At 68.2% G+C, this 20,453-nt stretch carries 20 protein-coding genes; 14 read left to right on the top strand and 6 right to left on the bottom strand.

Going from position 1 to position 20,453, the window contains the following annotated elements:
- Positions 1-46: 46 nt before the first annotated feature.
- Positions 47-1,081 (bottom strand): FUSC family protein, encoded by a 1,035-nt coding sequence (locus tag ASF80_RS09955; protein WP_056310336.1) that lies wholly within the window; start codon positions 1,079-1,081, stop codon positions 47-49.
- A 117-nt stretch (positions 1,082-1,198) separates the two neighbouring features.
- On the opposite strand from ASF80_RS09955, the gene ASF80_RS09950 reads away from it, so the two are divergent.
- The 4 genes from ASF80_RS09950 to ASF80_RS09935 all read left to right on the top strand — a co-directional run bounded on the left by ASF80_RS09950 (position 1,199) and on the right by ASF80_RS09935 (position 5,301).
- Positions 1,199-1,654 carry an SRPBCC family protein gene (locus ASF80_RS09950; RefSeq protein ID WP_056310335.1) on the top strand — a complete coding sequence of 152 codons (456 nt, stop codon included), beginning with the start codon at positions 1,199-1,201 and terminating at the stop codon, positions 1,652-1,654.
- Positions 1,655-1,814: 160 nt separating this feature from the next.
- Positions 1,815-2,066 (top strand): hypothetical protein, encoded by a 252-nt coding sequence (locus tag ASF80_RS09945; protein ID WP_056310333.1) that lies wholly within the window; start codon positions 1,815-1,817, stop codon positions 2,064-2,066.
- A 68-nt stretch (positions 2,067-2,134) separates the two neighbouring features.
- The gene (locus tag ASF80_RS09940; RefSeq protein ID WP_082488260.1) at positions 2,135-5,020 is read left to right on the top strand and encodes an ATP-binding protein; all 2,886 of its coding nucleotides are present in this window, start codon (positions 2,135-2,137) and stop codon (positions 5,018-5,020) included.
- A 77-nt stretch (positions 5,021-5,097) separates the two neighbouring features.
- Entirely contained in the window at positions 5,098-5,301 is a 204-nt protein-coding gene (locus ASF80_RS09935) for a cold-shock protein (RefSeq protein WP_056310329.1), read from the top strand.
- Positions 5,302-5,779: 478 nt separating this feature from the next.
- Here the strand turns inward: ASF80_RS09935 and ASF80_RS09930 are convergent, their stop codons facing one another.
- Positions 5,780-6,562, bottom strand: a complete 783-nt coding sequence (locus ASF80_RS09930) for a hypothetical protein (protein WP_056310327.1) — start codon at positions 6,560-6,562, stop codon at positions 5,780-5,782.
- 224 nt (positions 6,563-6,786) lie between these two features.
- Between ASF80_RS09930 and ASF80_RS09925 the strand changes: the two genes are divergently transcribed.
- Genes ASF80_RS09925 through ASF80_RS09905 form a run of 5 tightly spaced genes read left to right on the top strand, consistent with a single transcriptional unit; the run spans position 6,787 to position 11,719 of the window.
- A complete protein-coding gene (locus ASF80_RS09925; RefSeq protein WP_056310325.1) occupies positions 6,787-7,821 on the top strand; it encodes an iron-siderophore ABC transporter substrate-binding protein in 1,035 nt (344 codons plus the stop codon).
- 26 nt (positions 7,822-7,847) lie between these two features.
- Positions 7,848-8,897, top strand: a complete 1,050-nt coding sequence (locus tag ASF80_RS09920; protein ID WP_414845695.1) for a FecCD family ABC transporter permease — start codon at positions 7,848-7,850, stop codon at positions 8,895-8,897.
- Complete coding sequence (locus ASF80_RS09915) at positions 8,894-9,976, top strand: iron chelate uptake ABC transporter family permease subunit (RefSeq protein WP_082488259.1); 1,083 nt, start codon at positions 8,894-8,896, stop codon at positions 9,974-9,976. Before ASF80_RS09920 ends, ASF80_RS09915 begins: the two co-directional genes overlap by 4 nt.
- On the top strand, positions 9,973-10,773 hold the full coding sequence (locus ASF80_RS09910; protein WP_056310321.1) for an ABC transporter ATP-binding protein: 801 nt from the start codon (positions 9,973-9,975) through the stop codon (positions 10,771-10,773). The genes ASF80_RS09915 and ASF80_RS09910 overlap by 4 nt, the downstream gene beginning before the upstream one ends.
- Positions 10,763-11,719: a siderophore-interacting protein gene (locus ASF80_RS09905; protein ID WP_056310319.1), complete on the top strand. Its 957-nt coding sequence runs from the start codon at positions 10,763-10,765 to the stop codon at positions 11,717-11,719. The genes ASF80_RS09910 and ASF80_RS09905 overlap by 11 nt, the downstream gene beginning before the upstream one ends.
- A gap of 17 nt (positions 11,720-11,736) precedes the next feature.
- On the opposite strand, the gene ASF80_RS09900 is transcribed toward ASF80_RS09905, so the two are convergent.
- The 3 genes from ASF80_RS09900 to ASF80_RS09890 form a co-directional block, all read right to left on the bottom strand.
- Positions 11,737-12,264, bottom strand: coding sequence for a hypothetical protein (locus ASF80_RS09900; protein WP_235559934.1), 528 nt, complete (start codon positions 12,262-12,264; stop codon positions 11,737-11,739).
- Positions 12,265-12,266: 2 nt separating this feature from the next.
- Positions 12,267-12,548, bottom strand: coding sequence for a PadR family transcriptional regulator (locus ASF80_RS09895; RefSeq protein WP_235559992.1), 282 nt, complete (start codon positions 12,546-12,548; stop codon positions 12,267-12,269).
- Positions 12,549-12,683: 135 nt separating this feature from the next.
- Positions 12,684-13,085: a hypothetical protein gene (locus ASF80_RS09890; RefSeq protein WP_157521020.1), complete on the bottom strand. Its 402-nt coding sequence runs from the start codon at positions 13,083-13,085 to the stop codon at positions 12,684-12,686.
- A 277-nt stretch (positions 13,086-13,362) separates the two neighbouring features.
- Here ASF80_RS09890 and ASF80_RS09885 point away from each other — a divergent pair, with 277 nt between their 5' ends.
- The 4 genes from ASF80_RS09885 (at position 13,363) to ASF80_RS09870 (ending at position 17,181) form a co-directional block, all read left to right on the top strand.
- Entirely contained in the window at positions 13,363-14,805 is a 1,443-nt protein-coding gene (locus ASF80_RS09885; protein WP_056310312.1) for a leucine-rich repeat domain-containing protein, read from the top strand.
- Positions 14,806-14,996: 191 nt separating this feature from the next.
- A complete protein-coding gene (locus ASF80_RS09880) occupies positions 14,997-15,677 on the top strand; it encodes a GntR family transcriptional regulator (RefSeq protein WP_200934762.1) in 681 nt (226 codons plus the stop codon).
- 135 nt (positions 15,678-15,812) lie between these two features.
- Positions 15,813-16,679, top strand: a complete 867-nt coding sequence (locus tag ASF80_RS09875) for an alpha/beta fold hydrolase (protein WP_056310308.1) — start codon at positions 15,813-15,815, stop codon at positions 16,677-16,679.
- 43 nt (positions 16,680-16,722) lie between these two features.
- On the top strand, positions 16,723-17,181 hold the full coding sequence (locus ASF80_RS09870; protein ID WP_056310306.1) for a hypothetical protein: 459 nt from the start codon (positions 16,723-16,725) through the stop codon (positions 17,179-17,181).
- 21 nt (positions 17,182-17,202) lie between these two features.
- On the opposite strand, the gene ASF80_RS09865 is transcribed toward ASF80_RS09870, so the two are convergent.
- On the bottom strand, positions 17,203-18,210 hold the full coding sequence (locus ASF80_RS09865; RefSeq protein WP_056310304.1) for a LacI family DNA-binding transcriptional regulator: 1,008 nt from the start codon (positions 18,208-18,210) through the stop codon (positions 17,203-17,205).
- A 215-nt stretch (positions 18,211-18,425) separates the two neighbouring features.
- On the opposite strand from ASF80_RS09865, the gene ASF80_RS09860 reads away from it, so the two are divergent.
- The gene (locus ASF80_RS09860; RefSeq protein ID WP_056310302.1) at positions 18,426-20,435 is read left to right on the top strand and encodes a beta-galactosidase; all 2,010 of its coding nucleotides are present in this window, start codon (positions 18,426-18,428) and stop codon (positions 20,433-20,435) included.
- The last annotated feature ends 18 nt before the right edge of the window (positions 20,436-20,453 follow it).

Raw genomic sequence — 20,453 nt, 5'->3', positions numbered from 1 at the left:
AGCCCGGGGGCGTCAGTCTGTGCTGAGTTGTGAACGCGCGCCGCGTTCAGTCCTCTTCGACGAGCTCCCCGCGGATACGCCGCAGATCTTCCATCAGCGACCCGATCAGGATCCAGTGGGTCGACGACGGCGGCCGGATCACGAGGGGCGCGGTGAGCGCGGGGATCGCCGAGGTCAGGGTCTCGGGCTCGGGCGATACATCGGCGATCTGCACCGCGAGGCGCACGTCGTGGCCGGCTCGGCGCAGCTGATCGGCGATCGCCGTGACCGCGGGCTCCTGACCGATCGAGTCGTCGTAGTGGTCGAAGTAGGCGCGCGTCATGCCGATCGTCTGCGTGACGATGGGCGTGAGGCGTTCGAGCAGCGCGCGCATCTCGACGAGCTCCTCACGATGCGTCGAGCGACGCGGGTTGAGTGTGAGTGACTCCTCGCCGGCTTCGATCGATGCCTCCGCGGCATCCCTCATCGGACGCAGCAGCCGCGCCTCGAGCATGATCTCCTGCAGCTTCGCCGGCGTCTGCGGCTCGGGCAGGGCGTCGGCGAGGCGGTCGAGGCTCGCGGCGAGCTCGCTCCCGAGCAGTCCGAGGTCGCGCCGTGCGGGTGCGACGAGCACGGGAGGCACGATCAGCGCGTTGACGATGATGCCGATCGCGACGCCGATCAGCGTCTCGACGATGCGGGCGAGGGCGTAGTCGGGCGTCGAGCCGAGGGCGAGCACGAGCATCGCCGAGATCGCGACCTGGTTGCCGGTGCCGGGGGTGGCCCGGAACGCCCACGCGACGAGCATGGCGACGACGATCGCGAGCAGCACGATCCAGCTCGGCGATCCGAGCAGCAGGCCCAGTGAGACGGCGATGATCACGCCGGCGATGACGCCGATGCTGCGCTCCAGCGCCTTCGACAGCGACTGGTTGACACTCGGCTGCACGACGAGCAGTGCGGCGATCGCGGCGAACACGGGCAGCTGGCCGGGCACGACCCATCCCGCGAGCAGCCACGCGGCGATCGTGGCGGCGGCGGATTTCACCACCTGCAGCAGTGGCGAGCGCTTCGAGGCGCGGATCGCGGCATGGATGCGCATGCGTACAACGCTACTCGGGAAGCGCCCCTTCTCATGCGGTCTGTCAACCCCGTCGCCAACACCCGGGAGCCGGCGCTGAATGGGACGACACGAACGACGAACAGTGAGGAGCATCACATGGTGCAGATCATCGAGACCATCGACGTCCACGTCCCCATCGACGTCGCCTACAACCAGTGGACGCAGTTCGAGAGCTTCCCCGAGTTCCTCGACGAGGTCGAGTCCATCGTCCAGATCGACGACACCCACAACCGCTGGACCGTGAAGGTCGGCGGCGCGACGCGCGAGTTCGACGCGGAGATCACCGAGCAGCACCCCGACGAGCGGGTGGCGTGGAAGAGCGTCGGCGGCGACACCGAGCATGCCGGTGTCGTGACGTTCCACAAGATAGAGGACCTCACGACCCGAGTGACCGTGCAGATCGACTGGGAGCCGGAAGGGTTCCTCGAGAAGGTGGGCTCGCTCGTGGGCGCAGGCTCGCACGCGGTCAAGAAGGACCTGAAGAACTTCAAGGAGTTCATGGAGAAGCGCGGCGCCGAGACCGGCTCGTGGCGCGGCGACGTGAAGGCCTGACAGACCCCAGGTGAGAGGCTCGGACGGCGGTAGTCCCCGCTGTCGTTCGGGCCTCGTTCTGTGCGCCGGGGCGGTCGGAATCGCAAAGATAGGGCATCCTCCCGATGCCGGCGGGGCACCTCAGAGCGGAGTGTAGGGACATCCCAATCGAGGAGATGTCATGTACGAGCACCCCTACCTCGCCTACCAGGTGACCGAGTACGAGCAGGACCGGATCCAGCGGGCGGCCGAGCGCCGTCGCTTCATCGCCGAGCACGCCGACCAGATCGTGCCGCGAGCGGCCGGCCCGGTCCGACGAGCAGGACAGCGGATGCTGCGCGCCCTCACCGGTGCACGCACCGCCACGACGGATGCCTCCGCACCCGCCGACCGCCGGGCCGCCGCCGGGTGCGAACCGGTCGCGGCGCGGTGAGGTCTGCGCTGCCGACGGCAGATGCGTGGAGCGCCCTGAATGTCGGACGGGGGTGGGACGATGAACCCATGCCCCCGTCCGCTCCCAGCGCCACGATGGTCGGCCGTGAAGCCGAGCTCGCGATCGTGCGCGGGTTCTTCGACCAGGTGGTCGAGGGAGTCCCTGTCGCGGTCCTGGTCGAGGGCGAGGCGGGCATCGGCAAGTCGCGCCTGCTGCGCGAGTTCGGAGCCGAGGTGGGGAACCGCGCCGACGTCCACGTCGGCTGGTGCCTCGACCTCGGGGCATCGCGCACGCCGTTCGGACCGCTGACCGGCATCCTCCGCTCGATCGTCGCGCTCATGGGCGCCGATCGCGTGCGCGACCAGCTCGGCGTCGGCGTCGAGGCGCTGGGCATGCTGCTGCCCGAGCTCAATCCGACCGACCGCTCACAGACCAGCCCCGATCGGTTGCGCGACGCGATCGCGTCGCTCATCGAGGCCGCTGCAGAGCTCGCTCCTCAGGTGCTCGTCGTCGAAGACCTGCACTGGGCCGACGAGTCGACCCTCGCGCTCCTCTCCTTCCTGCTGCGCACACTGGCTCGAGGGCGCATCCTGCTCGTCCTCACCTGCCGCACCGACGACGTCCGCCGCGGCGACGCCGTGAGCCGGTTCATCGGCGAGTCCACCCGCGCGCGTCTCCTCGAGCGGGTCACGGTCGAGAGGCTCGAGACGGCATCCGTGCGACGGCTCGCCGAGTCGATCACCGGGGCGCCCCTCAGCGACACCGCGCTCGAGCGCATCCAGGAGCGCGCAGAGGGCGTGCCGTTCTTCGTCGAGGAGATCGCCGGATGCTCGGCGGGCCCACTCCCCGGCAGCCTGCGCGACCTGCTGCTCGCCCGATTCGACCGGCTCGGCGACGATGCGAGGCGCGTCGTGCAGGTCGTGTCCGGTGCTGAGCGTCCGCTCACACATCCGCTGGTCACCCGGCTCGCGGGTCTGCCCGAGGCGCGCCTCGACGAGGGGATCCGCGAGGCGACGCTCAGCGGCATCCTCGTCGTGGTCGACGACGACTACCGCTTCCGGCACGCGCTGCTGCGCGAGGCCGTGCACGACGACCTGCTCCCGGGCGAGCGGGCGCGACTGCACAGGGCGTACGCCGAGACCCTCGAAGAGAACTGCACCGGCACCGACAGCGGAGACCCCGCCGCACTCGCCTATCACTGGCAGCTCGCGCAAGACGATCGTCGCGCGCTCGCCGCAGCCGTCACCGCCATGCTCGACGCCAAGTCGCGATTCGCCTTCGCGAGCGCCGCCCGATTCGGCGAGCTCGCCCTCGATCTGTGGATCCAGGTGCCAGACGCCGAAAGCGTCGTCGACATCGAGCGCTTCGAGCTGCTGCGCACCCTCGGTTCGGTGCTGCGCAACGCCGGAGACGGTGAGAGGGCGCTGGCTGTGGTCAACGTCGCCCTCGACGAGGTCGAACCGGCGACGGTCGATCCGCGCACGCATGCGAGGCTGCTGCGCGACAAGGCGTACTACCTGATGAATCTCGGTCGCGAAGGCTCGATCGCGCTGCTTCATGAGTCGCTCGAGGTGCTCGACGACAGGGTTGACGACGATCGGCTCCGCGCATCGATCCTCAACCAGCTGGCGAGCAGGTACATGATCGCGGGGCGTCTCGACGAGGCGATCACGCTGGCGGTCGAGGCCGGAGAGCGAGCGGTTCGGGCGGGGTCCGATGACGAGGCCTCGATCGCGGCGAACGTCCGCGGCGGCGCCCGCGCGCACCTCGGCGATCTCGACGCCGGGCATCGCGAGTACGCACTCGCCCTGCAGCTGGCGAAGGGCACGAACGCCGAGATGCGATACCGGGTGAACTACTCCGACCTTCTGGGTCTGCTCGGGCGCTACCGAGACGCGGTGCAGGTCGCCGAAGACGGCCTCGCCCCGGCGCGGGCGTTCGGTGTCGAGCGCACGACCGGCGCCCTGATGACGCAGAACATGGCGGTGCCCCTTCTCGAGATGGGTGAGATCGACCGCGTCGAGGGGATGCTGGCGCGCGAGCTCTCGCAGCGGACACTGCGCATCTCGCACATGTACTCCACGATGACGCGCGTGCGCGTGCTGTCGTGGCGTGGCCGGCACGAGCAGGCGTCGGAGATCCTGCGGGAATGGCATCCGTCGTTCGAAGAGACCGGACGCGTCGAACGGCAGATCTGGTACGACGAGGTGATGATGCGTGTCGCCGTCGCCGAAGGCCGCAACGATCACGCGCGAGCGCTCGCCGAGATCAGGGCGATGCTGGCGGATGCCGGTCCCGTCTTCCTCCACCAGCGCCGACTTCTCCTTGAAGCGTCGTGGTTGATCGCCGAGCTCCGGGCATCGGGCGTCGACGTCGAGGAGGCCATCGGCGACGTGCGGGGAGCGTGGCTCGCGCAGCCCGCCCCGCTGCAGGGTGACCGGTGGGGGAGGATCCTCGAGGCGCTGCTCTCGCCGTCGGTCGCTGTGATGCGCGCGGCTGTCGACCTGGCTGATCACGACGACGTGCCCGTGACGTTCCGGGTGACGACACGGCTCGAGCTCGCTCGCCTGCTCGTCGACGCTGGCGAGCGCACCGAAGCCGCGGCCGTGCTCACCCACGCGCTCGGTGAGGCCGACCGGCTCGGGCATGTTCCGCTCTCACAGGCCGTCGGGGTTTTCTCCGATGCCGCGGGCCTCGCCGCAGCATCCGATTCCTCCCGTGCCGTCACGGAATCCGACCCGCTCACCGCGCGGGAGAGGCAGGTTCTCGCGCTGATCGTCGAGGGGCTCAGCAACCGGCAGATCGGCGAACGGCTGTTCATCAGCGCGAAGACCGTGAGTGTCCACGTGTCGGCGGTGCTGCGAAAGCTGGGCGTCAGCACGCGCACAGAAGCGGCCGTCCTGCAGCAGAAGTCGGAGTTCGGAGCCAGCGGTCAGCCTGCCGTGGTACGTTGAGCGTGCGCGTATGTCGGACGTTCCGTCACGGCGCGGGCCGCGCAAGCGGCCGTTTGAAAACAGAAAGTAGAAAACACATGGCCACTGGCACTGTGAAATGGTTCAACGCGGAAAAGGGCTTCGGCTTCATCGCTCCCGATGACGGCACGGACGACCTTTTCGCCCACTACTCGGCAATCGCCGGCTCCGGTTTCAAGGAGCTCCGCGAGAACCAGAAGGTCGAATTCGACGCTGAGCGTGGCCCCAAGGGCATGCAGGCGGCGAACATCCGCGCTCTCTGAGCGCGCGCTGACTTCCTGAAGCCGGTCGGATCCTCACGGATCCGGCCGGCTTTCTGCATGCCCGGGGGTCTTCGCGCGGATGCCGGTGCGTGCGGGATCAGTTCCGCATCCGGATGCTGTGCGGGGTCAGTTCGGCACCCGAGGCGCTCGTCAGCGATGCGTATGTGACCCCGCTCGATATCCGGATGCTGTGCGGGGCCAGTTCCGCATACGGACTCTGTGCGGGGTCAGTTCCGCATCCGAGGCGCTCATCAGCGATGCGCAATTGACCCCGCTCGACCGTGCGATGCGCAACTGGCCCCGCTCGCCCGTCCGCTATGCGCACTGCGGGGTGCGGGGTGCGGGGTGCGGGGTGCGGGGTGCGGGGTCAGTTCCGCATCCGAACTCTATGCGGGGTCAGTTCCCCATCCGATTCACCGATCCGCGATGCGCAACTGGCCCCGCTCGCCCCTCCATGTACGGAGCCGGCAGCGAGGGCTCAGCGCTCAGCGCGCGCGGGCTCATCGGGGTCAGCGGGCTCTGCGCCGTCGGCCGCCGCATCGAGCAGCAGATCGCCGAGGATCACATCGCCGATGCGCCCTCGGGCGACGGGATGCTGCGCGCACCGGTTGATCAGCTCGACCAGGACGGTGTGATCCGTGCGCTGGAGCCGGGTGCCGAGCACGAGCACCTCCCCCGTTGAGAGCGTCAGGGAGAGGCGCTTCCGATCGCCGACCGCATGGTCGATCGCATCCCAGTCCAGGGTGCGGCTGCGCAAGAGCGGTGCCGCGGCGGTCAGCCCTCGATCATCGAACAGCAAGTCGACCGAGCGCAGCGCGGCGATCAGGCGCCAGATCGCGTATCCGACGCCGACCAGCGCGAGCGCAGCGCACAGGTTGTAAGACAAGCGTCGACTGAGACCCTCGGCGGCCGCGACCCACACGTACAGCGCGAGAAGGACGGCGCTGACAGCCAGAAGCGCGGAGGCATAGATACCGGCGGTCCTTTTCGACCGTGCCGAGATCGCTCCAGGCGACGTGTGCACTTCGACCCCGCCGGGAATCGACGGTTCGTTGACCGCCTGTGCCCACAGCAGAGCCATGATCACGAAGCACCCTCCGAGCAGGGCCTTGATGAGACCCACGTTCTCGAAGCTGACGGCGAGGAGGGCGACGGCGCCGAAACCGTAGAGCGGAAACCGGAAAGCCCTCGTCGAGGCGAAAGGAGGGAGGGGATAGGCCAGCCGCTCGATCGTGGTCTGGCGGAGGATGCCGTCAGCCACGCTGACGTGGGCTCTCTGCGCGCACGTATTCCATGAGCTCCCCCTCAGGCTCAGATCGAGGGTAGCGCCATGCTCGTCAGCGTCGCGACGGCGGCGCGATATGCAGTTCCCAGGGGCACCCCGAGATGAGGCTTGCCTAACTTTCTGTTAGATTAGGCCAGGCTTACCAAAGCCTGGCGCCCCTCTGCGCCGCACCCCCTCATCCCAACCCGAAGGGAACGCCTGTGCGCACCTCTCGTCTCATCGCCGCCGGTGTCGCCGCGGCTCTCGCCGTCGGCCTCACCGCCTGCGCGACGCCGTCGACCGGCTCCGATTCCGACTCCGCCGGTGGCAACCCCGCCGATGACAGCGCCTTCCCCGTCACGATCGAGCACGTGTACGGCGAGACCACCATCGAGACGAAGCCCGAGCGCGTCGCGACGATCGCCTGGGCGAACCACGAGGTTCCCCTCGCTCTCGGCATCGTTCCGGTCGGCATGAGCAAGGCCACGTGGGGCGACGACGACGACAACGGCATCCTGCCCTGGGTCGAGGAGAAGCTCGACGAACTCGGCGGCGAAGAGCCCGTGCTGTTCGACGAGTCCGACGGCATCGACTACGAGGCCGTCGCCGACACCGAGCCCGACGTGATCCTCGCGTCCTACTCGGGTCTCACGCAGGAGGAGTACGACACCCTCTCGAAGATTGCCCCGGTCGTCGCGTACCCCGAGGTCGCCTGGGGCACCCCGGTCGACGAGATGATCGAACTCAACTCGAAGGCACTCGGTCTCGAGGCCGAGGGTGAGGCCCTGATCGAGGACCTGCACGCCGACGCAGAGGCCGCTCTCGAAGAGAACAGCGTCCTCAAGGACAAGAAGGTCCTGTTCGCCTACGTCGACCCGTCTGACCTGAGCCAGGTCGGCTACTACACCGCGATCGACACGCGCCCCGGATACCTGCACGATGACCTGGGCCTTCCGCTCCCGTCGATCGTCGAGGAGAACGCCGACAGCGACCAGTTCTACCTGACGGTCAGCTCCGAAGAGGCCGACGCCTTCGACGACGTCGACGTCTTCGTGACCTACGGCGACGACTCGCTCATCGCGACGCTGCAGGCCGACCCGCTGCTGTCGAAGATCCCGGCCATCGCCGAGGGCCGCATCGCGATCCTCCCGGATGCCACGCCGATCGCAGCCTCCGCGAACCCCTCGCCGCTGTCGATCCCGTGGGGTCTCTCCGACTACCTCGCTCTGCTGGCAGCACCGCTCGCCGCGAAGTGACCTTCGGCGTCACCTTCGCGCACTGAATACCCGTGACCGCTGTCACCATCCCCACGCCGGGCACCGCAGACCTGCGGCGCCCGGCGTGGGCGCGCTCGCTCTGGCTCCTCGTCGGAGTCGGAGTCGTGCTCGTGCTCTGCATCCTGTCGATCTGCTTCGGCGTACGCGCCGTCAGCATCGACGACATCTTCGCCGCTCTCAGCGGGCAGGATGACACGCTGGCTCAGGCTGCGATCATCAAGCGTCTTCCGCGCACGGTGCTCGCGCTCCTCGTCGGGGCCGCTCTCGCACTCTCAGGCGCCACGATGCAGGCGGTCACCCGCAACCCCATCGCCGACCCCGGCATCCTCGGCGTCTCGAACGGTGCCTCGCTCGCGGTCGTGCTCGGTCTCGCCTTCCTCGGCCTCACCGACGCCTACAGCCAGATGGCCCTCGCGATCATCGGGGCCGCCCTCGCCGCGGCCTTCGTCTATACGGTCGGCTCCCTCGGACGCGGCGGCGCGACCCCCCTCAAGCTCGCTCTCGCGGGAGCCGCCACCTCGGCGGCCTTCGCCTCGCTCATCAGCGCGGTCATGCTGCCGCGCGTCGACCTGCTGCAGGCGTTCCAGTCCTGGCAGATCGGCGGAGTCGGCGGTGCCGAATGGCCGCGCATCGCGATCACCGCTCCCGTGCTCGCGCTCGGCGCGCTGATCTGCTTCGTGAGCGCCCGCGGCATGAACTCCCTCGCCCTCGGCGACGACATGGCCAAGGGGCTGGGCGAGCATGTGTTCCGCACCCGCCTCGTCTCGGCCGTCGGCGCCGTGATCCTCGCGGGCGCAGCCACCGCGATCGCGGGTCCCATCGGCTTCGTCGGCCTCGTCATCCCGCACGTGTGCCGGATGCTGATCGGCACCGACCACCGCTGGCTGCTGCCGTTCTCGGCCATGGCCGGCGCCGCTCTGCTGCTCGCGAGCGACATCGTCGGCCGCGTGATCGCGCCGTCGTCGGAGGAGATCCAAGTCGGCATCATCACCGCGATCATCGGCGCCCCGTTCTTCATCTGGATCGTCCGCCGTCAGAAGGTGCGTGAACTGTGAGCACCATCGACCGGGCTGCGGCCCACACCCCGCCGGCATCCGACCGGTCGCGCGATCAGGTCGCGGCGATCATCGCCGGGCGTCGTTCGCGCCACCGCCGCCATGCCGTCGCCACGATCGTGCTCGGTGCGTTGCTGGTCGTGCTGTTCACCGTCGCCCTCATGATCGGCAACACGTTCTATCCGCTCGACGAGGTCATCCGCGTCATGCTCGGCCAGACGGTGCCGGGGGCATCGTTCACCGTGGGCGAGCTGCGTCTGCCGCGAGCCGTGCTCGCGATCCTCTCGGGCTTCGCCTTCGGTATCGCGGGCGTCTCGTTCCAGACGCTGCTGCGCAATCCGCTCGCCTCGCCCGACATCATCGGAATCTCGAACGGCGCGGGGGCCGCGGCCGTCGTCGGCATCGTCGTTCTCTCGCTCAACGGACCCGTCGTCTCGCTGATGGCACTCGGCGGGGCGATCATCACCGCAGGGATCATCTACCTGCTGTCGATCAAGAACGGTTTCGCCGGCACGCGACTGATCCTGATCGGCATCGGCGTCGCAGCCATGCTGCAGAGCGTCATCTCGTACATGCTGTCGCGCGCGGCGAGCTGGGACATCCAGACCGCCATGCAGTGGCTCACCGGCAGCCTGAACAACGCCTCGTGGGAGCGCGTCATGCCGCTCGCCATCGCGGCAGCGGTCATCCTGCCGCTCATGCTCTCGAACGGCAGGGCGCTCGGAGCGCTGCAGCTGGGCGACGACTCGGCATCCGGCCTGGGCGTGCGCGTGAATCGCACCCGCCTGCTGTTCATCCTCGGGGCCGTCGCGCTGCTCGCCTTCGCGACAGCCGCCACCGGGCCCATCGCTTTCGTCGCGTTCATGGCCGGCCCCATCGCCGCCCGCATCACCGGTCCCGGCGCGAACCTGCTCGTCCCGAGCGCGTTCATCGGCGCCGTGCTGGTTCTGGGCGGCGACCTCATCGGGCAGTTCGCGTTCGGCGAGCGCTACCCGGTCGGCGTCATCACCGGTGTGCTCGGCGCTCCGTATCTGATCTATCTGCTCATCCGCACCAACCGCTCGGGAGGCTCCCTGTGACCGAGGCGCACACTCTGGCGGCCGAGTCCGTCACTCTCGCCTACGGCGATCGCACGATCATCGACGGTCTCGATCTCGCGATCGCCCCCGGCAAGATCACCACGATCGTCGGGGCGAACGGATGCGGCAAGTCGACGCTGCTGCGCTCGCTCGCCCGTCTGCTCTCGCCCACCGCGGGGGAGGTCGTGCTCGACGGCAAGTCGGTGCATACGCGCCCCACCAAGGAGGTCGCGCGCATCCTCGGTCTGCTGCCGCAGTCGCCTGTGGCGCCCGAGGGCATCGCGGTCGCCGACCTGGTCGGTCGCGGTCGGCATCCGCATCAGAAGATGCTGGCCCGCTGGAGCACCCACGACTACGAGGTCGTGGCGGATGCTCTCGCCGCGACCGGAACCACGGATCTCGCCGACCGCAGCGTCGACGAGCTGTCGGGCGGTCAGCGCCAGCGCGTGTGGATCGCAATGGCGCTCGCGCAGGAGACCGACATCCTGCTGCTCGATGAGCCGACCACATTCCTCGACGTCGCGCACCAGGTGGAGGTGCTCGACCTGCTCACCGACCTGAGCGTCTCGCGCGGCACCACGATCGTCATGGTGCTGCACGACCTCAACCTGGCCGCGCGCTATTCCGACGAGCTCGTCGCGATGAAGGAGGGCAGGGTGCACGCCACCGGCGCTCCGCAGGATGTCGTGACCGCCCAGCTCGTCGAAGAGGTCTTCGACCTCGCAAATCAGATCACCACGGATCCGGTCTCCGGAAAGCCGATGGTCACACCGATCGGGAGGCATCATGTCCGCTGAGACCACCACCGAACGCCCCACCTACGTGCTCGCCCGCGCCGAGGTGCGCGGTGTCGCCCGCGTCTCGCCGAACTTCGTGCGCGTGACGTTCGGGGGCGACGACCTGTTCGAGTTCGGCACGCCGGGCGACGTCTTCGACTCGCGCATCAAGATCGTCTTCCCGCCGGCATCCGGCATCCTCCCCGATCTCGATCGTGAGACCGGCGACTGGTGGGGGTCCTTCCTCGCTGTGCCCGAGGCCGAGCGCGGATCCATGCGCACCTACTCGGTGCGCGACCTGCGCGTGACCGATGCGGGCACCGAGCTCGACGTCGACTTCGTGCTGCATCTCGCATCGGGACTCACCGGCCCCGCGTCGCTCTGGGCCAGCGCGGCCGAGGTCGGGCAGGAGCTGTTCATCGTCGGACCGCGTCGAGGGGTCGCCGCGGCGGCTCATGGCGGTGCCGAGTACGAGCCCGGCACGGCGACCTCCATCGTGCTCGCCGGTGACGAGACGGCGGCTCCGGCCATCGCCCGCATCCTGGAGGACGCCCCGAGCGACCTGCGGGGAGTGGCCTTCATCGAGGTGCCATCTCCGTCCGACATCCTGCGCATCGACGCTCCGTCGGGGGTCGAGGTGCATTGGCTGCCCCGCGACATCGGGGAGCCCCACGGCGTGCGGTTGATCCCGGCCGTGCTCGGATACCTCGGCGATGCGGACGCGGCCGACGAGATCGACGTGAAGGACATCGAGTCCGAGGATCTGCTCTGGGAGACGCCCGACTACTCGGGTCTCGGCGAGGACATCGCTGCGGCGGATGCTCCGGCCGAGCGCTACTTCTGGATCGCCGGCGAGAGCGGCGTCGTCACGACGCTGCGCCGCCACCTGGTCAAGGATCTCGGCATCGACCGCTCGCAGGTCGCCTTCATGGGCTACTGGCGCCGCGGCGTCGCCATGCGTGGCTGAGTCGGCGGCTGTCGCTATCACGACTTCGGTTCCGAGTCGCGGCGGAACAGCCGCCATGTCCGTGCGCCGACGACCAGCGCGACAGCGACGATCACGAGCGGCACGATGAGCCATTCCCAGCCGCCCGTCCACCCGACGCCGATGCCCTGATCGTCGGAGAATGCCATCACGGGCACGAAGAGGAAGGTGGCGTCCGCGCTCATGGGCGCGGCGCTGTCGACCGCCGCGAGCATCCCGCCGGTGAAGACGCCGAACAGGACCCAGTACGCCATCAACGCTGTCGCGGCAGTGAGTATGCCGATCTGCCAAAGTGGTCGAGGTCTCTCACCCTCGCCGTAACGCAGCGCCAGCGTGCGCGGCGAGCCGAGATCCGTGAGCACGACTTTCACGGGACGAAGGTCAGTGCTGATCTGTTCACGCAGCGACCGAAGAATGTGCTTGCGCTCGGATGCTCGGACGACCCCTTCGAGGTGCCACTCCAACCGCGACAGATACAACGATTCACGCATCCCGAGCGGACGCTTCGTGACAGTTGAGCGGGGCATGGTCAGTCCTTTGCGGGATCGAGTGCTTGGGAAACAACGTCAGCCGTCTGCTGCCACTGAGATGTTGCGACTTCCAACGCAGCGACACCCGCATTCGTCAGCGAGAAGTACTTCCGCGGAGGGCCGCTCGGCGAGGGCTTGGAGGTGGTCACGACGAGTGCGTCTCGTTCCAGGCGGTTCAGTACCGGATAGACCAGCCCTGTGCTCGTTTCAAGGCCGAGCGCGCTCAGGCGTTCGACCAGCTCGTATCCATACGACTCGTGGCGCTGGATGAGGTGTAGCACGAGCAGCGGGAGTGCAGCACGAGTGAGCTGCGCGTCCTGGCGGGCTTGTATTCGAGACACAGTAGTAGTGAAACACAACTACCGGCATCGCACCAGGGGGCTGCAGCCCTCGCCGCGCGCGGCTGAGTCGGCTCGCTACTCGGCGTAGACGTTGTCAGAGACGCGCGTCATCCCCTCGGGGGCGGGCCAATCGTCTGCGCGGACCTCGAACGTATGGCCGGAGCCGCTGATCCTCGTCGGCAGGCCGCCGCATCCGATTCCCCAGTCGTCTTCCGGGTCGGTTATCGCCACGAGGCACGTCGATGAATCCGTACCTTTCGCGATCCAGAGCGACACGCCCTCGTACTCTCCGACGTAGCGGCTCGATTCGACATCGACCGGCGAATAGGAGTCTTCCTCGAGGGGAGGCAGCTCGTCCTCCGCCACCCGATCGGTCTCGAACACGGCGAGGGTCGTGGACGTGAAGCTGCACCCGGTCAGCGCCGTGAGGCTGATCAGTGCGATCGCGCAGGCAGCAGTCGAGGAACGGTGGCGCATCGCACCATACTGTCGCATCGCGCCCGTTCGAGTGCGCGCTATCTCACCGCATCGGGCCCGAACGTCACATTGGGATGATCGTGGACTTGCACAAATATATTAATATAGATGTATACTAAACGGGATCGCTGCTGAGTCGTACTCACTGCTGATCGAGGCCCTGGGGGGCCGCGGTTCTGGGACCGCTTCGCATCGATGTCATCTCGCCACTCTGGCGAGAGCTCATCGAGGAGCGTTCGCCGCGCACAAGACAATCCATCGACATTGGGGGATCCACATGTTCACGTTTCAGAAGTTGAGTGCTGCCGCCGTGGCGGGAGGGCTTGCAGTCGTACTCCTCGCACCGTCGCCGGCGAACGCTGCGGATGTCGTCATTCCTGACGATGCGCTCGCCGCATGCATCACCGAGACCCTCAGCCTCGTGCCAGGGAGCCCTCTTCCGGAAGACCGCGTCGCCGCGATCGAATACCTGCACTGCGGCGACCGCGGCATCCAGAGCCTCGAGGGGATCGAGATGCTGAGCTCGCTCGTGTACGCCGATCTCCATCTGAACGACATCGCGGATCTCGCACCGTTGTCGGGCCTGACGGCACTCAGTGATGTCGATCTCGGCGACAACGACATTGCTGATCTCTCACCGCTGAGCAGCATTCCCAGCCTTCGGCGACTGCTTCTGAATGGGAACCAGATCTCTGATCTTTCGCCGCTGAGCGGTCTGACAGGGCTGGTCGAGCTCGAGCTGAACCACAATGAGATCTCATCCCTCGATCCGCTCGAGGGTCTCCGTGATCTCGAGTCCCTGATCATCCACTACAACCGGATCGAAGATGTCTCACCCCTTGCCGGGCTGACCGGGCTGACCTATCTGGTCCTCGATGCGAACCACATCGCGGACATCTCCCCCGTCGCGGCGATCGCGGGCTCGATCGCCGGCAGCGGACGCTACTTCAGCGCCCGGTTCCAAACCCTCACTCTGCCGCAGATCGAGGTCGATGCAACGCAGGCGACCCCCGTCACCGGGTTTGACGGTGAGGATGTGGGAGTCGCGGCGGTTTCGGGATCCGCGATCGTCTCGCCCGATGGCCTCTCATGGGCATACGCCGCGACAGGAAGCAACGTCGTCTCGTGGCAGACAGCCGTTCCGGGCACGACCACGAATGCGTTCACCGGGTCCATCGCTCAGGACTCGGTCGGGGCGCACGTGGCTGTGCCGACCACACTGGTCGATGACGTCGCTCAGGTCGTGTCGGGCGCGAGTGTGTCCATCGACGTGCTCGCCAATGACGGCCTCCCCGGCGAGCCCGCTGTGGACCCCGTCACGTTGATGCTGCTCGACTCCGCGGGCACGCCGACCACGTCGCTCATCGTCGACCATGGGATGTTCCGCGTCGTCGACGGTCGCATCGAGTTCACTGCGGACCCGGGCTTCGTCGGAACGACCTCGCTCGAGGCCGTCCGATACGCCGTCGTCAACGCCGATGGTCAGGGCGGCTCCGCAAGCATCGTCGTGACGCTGACGGGCGAGGCCACCACCGTCGTCGACCCCATCGTCGGGTCGGGCGCTGAGACCCCTGCTGATGGTGTCGGCGCCGCGAAGCCTGCGGGCTCACTCGCGCAGACGGGCGCTGAGTTCGCGTGGGGGACTGCTCTCGCCGGAGCGGGGTTTGCAGCCTTGGGTGCTCTGACACTCCTGCTGCGCAGGCGGAACCGCAAGGTCTGATCCTGTGTGCGTCCGGGTGCTGTGAGGTCCCGGACGCTGTCGGACTCGCACCCTTCCCCAGGGGTGCGTTCGAGGACGCGAAGCTGCCCCAACAGCGGCGTCCAGACGATCGGGTGGGCTGCCGGAGCCGCCCATCCGATCATCGTCTCGGAGCGGTCGAAGATCATCGGAACTCGACACGCTTCGAACGCTTGCGCGAGCAGAATGCCAGTTCAGGAGCCATCATGCCAATACCCTTCGTGCCGGTTGCGGCTCTGCGGATGAGTCTGCGCGAGAGGGTCGAAGAACAGATCAGTGACGCGATCCTCGACGGAACGCTGGAGCCGGGCGAGGTGCTCCACGACGCGGAGCTTCAGACGTGGTTGGGCGTGTCGAAGCAGCCGATCCGTGAGGCGCTGAACAACCTCTCAAGGATCGGGCTGGTGGAGACGGCGCCGCAGAGCTACACCCGAGTCGCTGCGCCGGATCCGAAGGATCGGACCGCTGTGCTGCAGACACTCGGTGCACTGATGGGCGGGGTCGTTCGGGTGACGGTCCCCGTGTTGTCGACGCGGCAGCGAGGCACTCTTCTCGGGCTCCTCGACCGGGTTGAGCCATTGGTGGAGTCGCATGACCTCCGGCGCCTCGTCGCGCTCGGCTGGCAGCTCATCGACCTCTTCATCACCCACTGTCCCAATCCCGTCCTCGTGAGCACAACTCGTGAGGTCGTCCGCGGCCTCGCCTTTCACCTGTCCGCGACTCGAGCTCAGGGGAACGCCGACTGGGCGAGTGTGGCGGCGGGCTGTCCAGCGTTACGAGACGCTCTCGTCGTAGGAGACGCCCTGGCTGCGGAACACGCGATCAAGAAGGCGTTTCGGCTGTCGGCTCCCTGAAGGCAATCCGGTGACATGGGGAGCCGACGCGAGTGAATGTGCGACCTGCACTCGCTCAGCCGCGAAGCGGTGGCGCCGGCGGAGGCCGCGCCGTAGCATCCCAGTGGAATCGTTCCGCCGGCGAGGAGGCCCCCGATGACGCAGCACACGCGCGAGCTCCCCGAGGTCGACCTCGTCTACGACGTGCACGGGCCGCTGCCGACGGCGGATGGTCGTCCTCCGCTGATGATGATCGGCCAGCCGATGGATGCGAGCGGATTCCAGGCGCAGGTGACGCTGTTCGATGATCGCACCGTCGTGACTTACGACCCGCGAGGGTTGGGACGGAGCACGCGCAAGGACGGCGGACAGACGAACGAGCCGGAGACCCAGGCCGAGGACGTCCACGCGATCGTCGAGGCGCTCGGCGTCGGACCCGTCGACATGCTCGCGAGCAGCGGCGGAGCCGTGAGTGCACTCGCTCTGGTCACGGCCCACCCGCACGACGTCGCGACTCTCGTCGCCCATGAGCCTCCGATCGACAGCGTGCTGCCGGATGCCGAAGCGGTACATCGAGCCCGAGTGGCCTATACCCAGGCATATCAGGACAAGGGCTGGGGTGCCGGAATGGCGGCGTTCATCGCGATGACGTCGTGGGAGGGCGAAGTCACCGAGGAGTTCCTCTACCTGCCCGCGCCCGACCCCGCGGCATTCGGGATGCCGACCGATGACGATGGCAAGCGAGACGACCCGTTGCTGTCGGAACTCTCCTGGGCGGTTCCTCTCTACGTTCCGGATATCGAGGCGCTGAAGGCTGCGCCCACCAGGATCGTCGTGGCGGTAGGGGAGGAGTCGCTCAAGGTCTACACCGGCCGCACCGCGATCGCCCTGGCCGAGCAGCTCGGTCAGCAGGCGACGGTCTTCCCCAGCCACCACGGCGGCTTCATGGGCGGCGAATTCGGCTATGCCGGCCAGCCCGAGGCGTTCGCCGCCAAGCTCCGCGAGGTGCTCGACCGGTCATAGGGCGTACACGGAATACGCCGTCTTCTGCGGTTACGCTCGCGGGGTGACCACAGACGACGAGACCGTCATCCACGTGACACCGGATGCCGCGTGGCTGCCCCGACACGGCAGGGCCGAGGTGATTCGGCGCCGCACGCCGCCCCGGCCGATGAGCGTTGTCCGGCTGCTTCTGCGGCATGACGATCGCGTCTTCTGCGTGCCGAGACATGAGGACGGCCGCCTCGATCTGCCGCACCGGATCGTCGGCGCCGACGACCCGTGCGGCGAGATCGCGATCGCCGACCTCGCTGAACAGGTGACCGGATGCCGTGCGCCGCTGACGTTCACGGGCGCGGTGCGAAACGTCGTCGACTCGCCCCACGCCGACTACCCCTGGCCGATGCCGCACGCCCACTTCGGCGTCTGGGCGTCGGAGGCCAGTCCCGTCGTCGAGGGATCCTGGGTCGGGGTCGGCGAAGGGTCCGTCCTGCGCGAACGGCATTGGTTCCCTCTGCGGGGCTGAGCGTGGGCGCAGAGGCTCGTTCTACGCGCTCGCGCGCACCACGAGCTCGGTGTCGAGGATGACGGAGCGAGGGGATGCTCCCGCGATGACCTCGAGCAGCACGGCGACCATCTGCGCGCTGATCTGATCCCACGGCTGGCGCATGGTCGTGATCGGCGGCTCGTGGGTCGCGGCGAGGCCCGAGTCGTCGAAGCCGGCGATCGCGATGTCCTCGGGCACGCGGCGGCCCGCGCGGCGGGCGGCGGCGATGGCTCCTGCGGCCATGCGGTCGGAGGCGGCGAACACGGCGTCGACGTCGTGCTCGAGCATCCGGGTCATCGCGGCGACACCCGATTCGTACGAGTAGTCGCCCTGTTCGACCAGCGACTCGTCGTACAGCTCGCCGAGCTCTTCGCGGAATCCGACGAGTCTGTAGCGCCCGCCGGGGGTGTCGTCGGGGCCCGTGATCATGCCGATGCGGCGGTGCCCCTGCGCCACGAGATGCGCGGCCATCGCGCGGGCGGAGGCGACCTCGTCGACGGAGATCGTCGAGAGCTCGCGCTCGTGTCCGAGCGGCAGGCCGCAGCAGACGGTGGGGATGCCGACCTCGATCAGCTGATCGAGCAGAGGGTCGGATTCGTGCGACGAGATCAGCATGACGCCGTCGACGTGTCCGGCGCTGAGGAACTGGGCGACGCTCTCGCGTTCGGCGGGTGTTCCGGCCACGAGCAGCACCAGGGTCATCGCGCGCTGGGCGAGTGCTTCAGCGGCGCCACGCAGCAGCAGTGCGAACGTCGGGTCGTCGAACAGCAGCTGCTGCGGCTCGGTGAGCAGGAACGCCAGGGAGCCGGCGCGACCGGTGGCAAGGCTGCGGGCGTGATGGTTGGCGGTGTAGCCGGTGGCGAGGATCGCTTCTTCGACGGCCTGTCTGGCGTCGGGGGACACCCAGTGCCCGCCGTTGATCACGCGCGAGACCGTGCTGCGGGACACCCCCGCCTGCGCCGCGATCTGGCGGATCGTCGGCTTGCGCTTCGCGCTGACATCACTCATCGCTGTGACTCTACCCACAGCATCCCGTCCAGCGGTAGTCGAAACTGGGACCGGTCTCAGTTCGGTAACGGCGGTTGTGATCTCCCGCGCACCTGGGGTAGAACTGAGACCGGTCCCAGTCCCGTTCTCCGGAACAACCTGAGACCGGTCCCAGTCGAATGAGCGACAGCAGCACGGGACACGCACCACGACCGCACCGACCCGATGGAGTGCCGATGACCTCCCCCCACGCCTGGCCCGACCTGCGCGGAATCGCCTATGGCGGCGACTACAACCCCGAGCAGTGGTCTCGTGAGACCTGGCGCGAGGATGTCGTGCTGATGCGCGAGGCCGGCGTGAACCTGGTCAGCGTCGGGATCTTCTCGTGGGCGCTCATCGAGGTCGCCGAGGGCGAGTTCGACTTCAGCTGGCTCGACGAGCTGCTCGACCTGCTGCACGAGAACGGCATCAAGGTCGACCTGGGCACGCCCACGGCATCCCCGCCGGCCTGGTTCTTCGCGAAGAACCCCGACGCTCACGTGATCGACCGCGAGGGTCGCACGATGGGCTTCGGCTCCCGCGGCATGGCGTCGCACTCGTCTCCGGCCTACCGCGAGGCGATCGTGCGGATCGCGGATGCTCTCGCGGCGCGCTATGCGCAGCATCCGTCGGTCGTGCTCTGGCACGTGCACAACGAGTACGGCGTTCCCGTCGGCGAGGACTACTCCCCGAACGGTGTCGCCGCCTTCCGACTCTGGCTCCAGGAGAAGTACGGCTCGCTCGAGGCGCTGAACCGCGCCTGGGGCACCGCCTTCTGGGGTCAGCACTACTCGGCTTGGGAGCACGTCGGTGCCCCGGCCATCGCCCCGAGCGTCGTGAACCCGGCGCAGCGCCTGGACTTCGCCCGCTTCACGGATCACCAGCTGCGCGCGTGCTTCATCGCCGAGCGCGACGCGATCCGCGCACACGCCGACCAGCCCGTCACCACCAACTTCATGGCGAACCAGAGCTGGACCACGGACCTGTGGGCCTGGGGCCGCGAGGTCGACATCGTCTCGGACGACCACTATCTGTGGGCGGCAGACGAAGACGCGCACATCGGTCTGGCGATCGCCGCCGACCTCAGCCGCTCGGTCGGCGGCGGCAAGCCGTGGATCCTCATGGAGCACTCCACGTCGGCCGTCAACTGGCAGCCGCGCAACATCGCCAAGCGCCGCGGCGAGATGACCCGCAACTCGCTCACGCACCTCGGCCGCGGGGCCGACGGCATCCTGTTCTTCCAGTGGCGCGCAGGGCGCTCGGGCGCCGAGAAGTTCCACTCCGCGATGCTGCCGCACGCCGGAGCGGAGTCCCGCGTCTTCCGCGAGGTCGTCGACCTCGGCGCAGCGCTCGGCCGCCTCGACGAGGTGCAGGGCACCACGGTGAAGGCCGACGTCGCGATCCTCTGGGACTTCGAATCGTTCTGGGCGCAGGATCTCGAATGGCGGCCCTCCGAAGACGTCACGCACGCCGCCCAGGTGCGCCGCTTCTACGAGCAGCTCTGGCGCGACGGCATCACGGTCGACTTCGCCCTGCCAGGTCACGACCTCTCGGGCTACCGCCTGGTCGTCGCCCCGGCGCAATACCTGCTGAGCACCGCGGATGCCGCGAACCTGACTGCCTATGTCAACGACGGAGGCACACTGCTGGTGTCGTTCTTCTCGGCGATCGTCGACGAGAACGACGCCGTGCACGCCGGAGGCTTCGTGGCCCCGCTGCGTGACGCGCTCGGTCTGACGGTCGAGGAGTTCCTGCCGCTGCGCGAGGGCGAGAGCCACGGCCTCGACTGGGTCGACCACGAGGGCGTCGTCGCCGACGTCTGGCAGGAGGACATCGCGCTCGAAGGAGCCGAGGTCGTCGCCAACTTCTCCGGCGGACCCGGCGAAGGCGAGCCGGCGATCACGCGGCACACGCACGGCGCGGGAACCGGCTGGTACGTCGGCACCCGCCTGGACGCCACGGGCATGCGTGCTCTGCTCCACGAGGTCTATGCGGATGCCGACATCGCGCCGTCGGGAGTCGCCGATGGGCTCGAGGTCGTCACGCGTCACGGCGCCGACGCGGTCTACCGCATCGCCGTGAACCACCGTGACGACGACGTCGAGCTCGAGGCGTCAGGCGTCGATCTGCTCACGGGTGCCGAGGTCTCGGGCGCCCTGACGATCGCGGCGGGCGGCGTCGCCGTCATCCGCACCGCGACCCACTGACAGCACCACCCGCACCAC

Source organism: Microbacterium sp. Leaf159 (assembly GCF_001423615.1).
Taxonomy (GTDB): domain Bacteria; phylum Actinomycetota; class Actinomycetes; order Actinomycetales; family Microbacteriaceae; genus Microbacterium.
The sequence above is the reverse complement of the archived record's forward strand: the minus strand, read 5'-3'. Positions and strand labels throughout refer to the sequence as shown.